This is a genomic window from Mycobacterium sp. (assembly GCF_049683355.1).
Classification (GTDB): domain Bacteria; phylum Actinomycetota; class Actinomycetes; order Mycobacteriales; family Mycobacteriaceae; genus Mycobacterium.
This window is the reverse complement of sequence record NZ_JBAUJB010000035.1, coordinates 1-3,793: the sequence shown is the minus strand read 5'-3', so window position 1 is coordinate 3,793 and position 3,793 is coordinate 1. Positions and strand designations below refer to the sequence as shown.

3 protein-coding genes and 2 pseudogenes are annotated in these 3,793 nt (G+C 65.4%); 2 read left to right on the top strand and 3 right to left on the bottom strand.

Features of this window, described 5'->3' with window-relative positions; translation table 11 throughout:
- Together WA944_RS02015 and WA944_RS02010 are read right to left on the bottom strand one after the other, a co-directional pair.
- Nucleotides 1–218: hypothetical protein (locus WA944_RS02015; RefSeq protein ID WP_526646192.1), on the bottom strand; the 218-nt coding region annotated here is incomplete at its 3' end.
- A gap of 94 nt (nt 219–312) precedes the next feature.
- Nucleotides 313–2,077, bottom strand: a pseudogene (locus tag WA944_RS02010) (arylsulfatase); the annotation flags it as partial.
- 75 nt (nt 2,078–2,152) lie between these two features.
- On the opposite strand from WA944_RS02010, the gene WA944_RS02005 reads away from it, so the two are divergent.
- Nucleotides 2,153–2,776, top strand: coding sequence for a TetR/AcrR family transcriptional regulator (locus tag WA944_RS02005; RefSeq protein WP_526610542.1), 624 nt, complete (start codon nt 2,153–2,155; stop codon nt 2,774–2,776).
- A gap of 3 nt (nt 2,777–2,779) precedes the next feature.
- On the opposite strand, the gene WA944_RS02000 is transcribed toward WA944_RS02005, so the two are convergent.
- Nucleotides 2,780–3,070 (bottom strand): WhiB family transcriptional regulator, encoded by a 291-nt coding sequence (locus WA944_RS02000; RefSeq protein ID WP_526610540.1) that lies wholly within the window; start codon nt 3,068–3,070, stop codon nt 2,780–2,782.
- 396 nt (nt 3,071–3,466) lie between these two features.
- Between WA944_RS02000 and WA944_RS01995 the strand changes: the two are divergent.
- A pseudogene (locus tag WA944_RS01995) lies at nt 3,467–3,793 on the top strand (hypothetical protein); the annotation flags it as partial.

Below are 3,793 nucleotides of genomic sequence, written 5' to 3'. Positions count from 1 at the left end.
CCTAGCTGACCCACGGCGTCGGGGTGATGTTCGCCATCGCCGGAGAATTCGATGGCGACGTGGTCGAGTACTCCGCCGCGGAACGGGTTGGGCGAGACGTATTCCCCTGACACGGAATACGCGACGCTACGGCCGGCCGAGACCGTCTGCATCGGATCGAATCCGGCCATCCGCACCCCGGTGAGTGAACCGGCCACGTGTCCATCGACGGTGAGCACGACGTCTCCGATGACGTCGAACAGACCTTCACCCGCACCTGTCCGGGTGAAGGAGGACCGCCCGCTGCGCTACCCCGGCCGCGTCGACTCCCCAGCGTGCGATGAGCTCGAACACGCTGAGATCATTGAGTGGATAGGCGTTGTACCGCAACGCCTCCGAGTGCCACAGGGCTTTGAGTTCGTCGAGCCTGCCGGGATGTTCGGCGGCCAGGTCGTGCATCTGGCTGCGATCGTTCTCGATGTGGAACAGCTCCCACTGATCCTCGCCGAAGTGGGACCAGCCGGGACGGTCCGGTGTCGCCGAGGTCGGCGGGCGGGTGCACGGTGCTTGCGAACCAGCCGTCGTGCCAGATGCCGCGGGTGCCCGGCATCGAGTAGAACTGGGTGTGCTTGCTGCCGCTGTCGGCCGGATCCAGAAGCGGCGCTGCGAAACTGGTTCCCTCCAGCGGCTTCTGGGTGACTCCCTTGACCCTCTCGGCAGGTTCGATGCCGAGCAGGTCGTACACCGTCGGGGTGATCGCTGACGTGGACGTAATGATCGCTGACGTCCCCCCGGGGGTTCAGCTTCGCAGGCCAGGAGATGATGCACGGGTCGGCGATCCCACCCTCATGGGAGGCGTAGCGCTTGAAGAGCTTGTAGGGCGTGTTGAACGCCATCGCCCAGCCGTTGGAGTAGTTCATCTTCGTGCCCGGGCCGCCGAACTTGTCGTACTTGTCCAGTGTAGGAACCGAATTGAGGCCACCGCGAAGTGGGACGAATTCGTCGAGGGTTCCGGTGGGTCCCCCCTCTCCGCTGGCTCCGTTGTCGGTCATGACGACGACGATGGTGTTGTCCAACTGACCGGTGTCTTCGAGATGGTCCAGGATCCGGCCGATGTGAGCGTCGGTGTAACTGAGAAAGCCGGCGAACACCTCAGCCATCCGGCTCGACACCTGCTTCTCGTCGTCGGTCAGCGACTCCCACGGGGTGACGGTGTCGTGGGAGGGCCAGGGCACTCCGTCGGGGTTGGTGCAGTCGGCGTAGGGATTCATCGGTGACAACTCGGTGTCCGGCGGCAGCATGCCCAGCGACTTCTGGTTGGCCAGCGCGATCTCGCGGTATCGCTCGTAGCCCTCGTCGAATCGGCCGCGGTATTTGTCGGCCCACTCCGCGGCGACCTGATGTGGCGAGTGACCGGCTCCGGGACACAGGTACATGAACCACGGCTTGTCGGGGGCGGACGACCGGTGGTCGCGCAGAAAGCCGATTGCGCGGTCGGCGAGGTCCTTGGACAGGTGGTAGCCCTGTTCCGGGGTGGCCGGCGGATCGATGGGCCGGCTGTCACTGACCAAGCTCGGGTACCACTGGTCGGTCATGCCGTCGAGGAATCCGTAGAACCGGTCGAATCCTCGGCTCAGTGGCCAGTAACGGCGTGACCCTGCGGCGTGGCACCTCCGGTGGGGTGAGTGCCACTTGCCCACGGCATAGGTGGACCACCCCCGCTCGGCGAGCACCTCCGAGATCAGGGCCGTGTCCGCGGGAATGCGGCCGTTGTGACCGGGGAAACCCTGCGCCATGTTGACCACCGACGCGACCCCGACCGTGGTGGCGTTGCGTCCCGTCAGTAGCGCGGCCCGCGTCGGCGAGCACAGTGCGGTGGTGTGGAACTGCGTCAGCCTGACCCCGCGGTCGGCGATGCGCTTCATGTTGGGCATGTCGACCAGGCCGCCGAAACAATCCCAGGTCGCGATGCCGATGTCGTCCCACAGGAGGTAGAGCACGTTCGGTGCGCCCTCGGGCGCGGAGGGGCTGCGGTAGGGCGCCCAGTCCGGACGGAGTCGCGGATGTCGTCGGCGACGGTGCCCTGAAATTCTGTCATGTCTGACACATTAGGGAGAAGTGTCAGTTATGACAAGTCTTGGCCCTGCTGCAGCAAATACGTCATAGTGCTCTCATGACCGCTGACGTCGGCAAGCGTGAGGCGCACAAGATCGCCACCCGCCGTGCCATCCAGGCCGCGGCGGACGCCCTCTTCGCCGCCCGGGGGTATTCGAACACCACGGTCAGGGACATCGCTGACGCCGCAGGCGTCACCGAGCGCACGCTGTTTCGCTACTTTCCCGACAAGGAAGCACTGCTGATCAAGGACATCGAGGAGCGGATACCGATGCTCGGTGCCGAGATCAAGCGGCGGCCGGCCGAGGAGGCTCCGCTGCGGGCAGTCGAGAATGCCTTCTTCTCGTTGGCGGGTCAGCTCGGTGACGCGCAGCCGAACGTGTCGTGGCTGTTCCAGGACGGGCCCCCCGGCCCCAAGTTGGCGAAGTCGGCGCCGGGTCTGTTGATGCGGTTCGAACAGGAGATCGCCGACGCTCTGTTGCATCGTTGCCGCCGACAGGGAGCCGGTGAGACCGACGACGAATTCCGGATGCAGGTTCTGGCACGCTGCGCGGTGGCGGCCCTGCGCAGTGCGGGGATCAGACAGTGGCAGTTGGGCCGACGCGGCGACGACGGCACGCCGCCGGGCGCGGCGGAATTGATCGGGCAGGCCTTCGACGTCCTGCGCCAGGCCGGCGACTAGCGGTCAGGCGGTGCGGCGGATACCCCGCTTGAGGAGCAGTTCGCGCTCGGACTCGCTGAGGCCGCCCCAGATGCCGTAAGGCTCGCCGACGGCAAGAGCGTGGGTGCGGCACTGGGTGATCACGGGACAGCGACGGCACATCTCCTTGGCCCGCATCTCCCGCTGTGCGCGGGCGCGACCGCGCTCACCATCGGGGTGGAAGAACATCGAGGAGTCGACTCCCCGGCAAAGGCCCGTCATCTGCCAATCCCAGATATCGGCATTAGGCCCGGGCAACTGTTGCGGCTGTGGCATTTCAAAACCCCTCTCTGCGCATCCGATTCGTATACGCACTGGACGCGTGAGTTGTTGAACAGATCCGAGCGCAGTCGCCGATGACCTCTCGTGCACACAACGTAGAAGGGCTTCGGAATTGCCGTCAATAGGTTGGCGTTGTGCTGAACCGCATACTCGCAGGCAGAGAATTTACATCACGTTCATCCATGCGACCCGTACGCAACGGGTTCGGTGTTAACAACTCCGGCCACAACGTAATCGTCATCGCTGTTTTGGCTGATCAGTCCGATGCTGTGTCGCTCGCGTCCATACCGCGCCCAGTAGGCAGTTGACATGGCGTTAACAGTGCGTCCACGAATTGTTAACTAACGCAGTATTAAAACCATTTCTGAATTGGTAGCGTCCCGGTTCGGCATGAATGACGCGGCGTTCGGCGGTGACCCCGGGCAATGGCCGCTGCCGCCAGCCGGCACACCACATGATCTGTGGTTGCGCGCGGTGGCAGCCGGCGGGCAGGGCCGCTACGCCGGCGCCCTGGCAGACCTGGACCTGCTGCGCCGGCAACGCAACGGCGGCCGGCTCGCGTCGCTGGCGTGGAGCACCCACGCATCGTTTGCGCGCCAGCTCGGCTGGCACGATCGGGCCCGCCCACTCGACGGCAGGGCATTGGCGCTGTCCGGCGATGACGCCGAGGCCGGCGCCGACGCGCTCATCGGGCTGGCCGCCGATGCGCTGGGCGTC

Coding starts and splice junctions, on each gene's coding strand:
- WA944_RS02005 (WP_526610542.1), top strand. CDS start 2,153: ATGACCGCTGACGTCGGCAAGCGTGAGGCGCACAAGATCGCCACCCGC.
- WA944_RS02000 (WP_526610540.1), bottom strand. CDS start 3,070: ATGCCACAGCCGCAACAGTTGCCCGGGCCTAATGCCGATATCTGGGAT.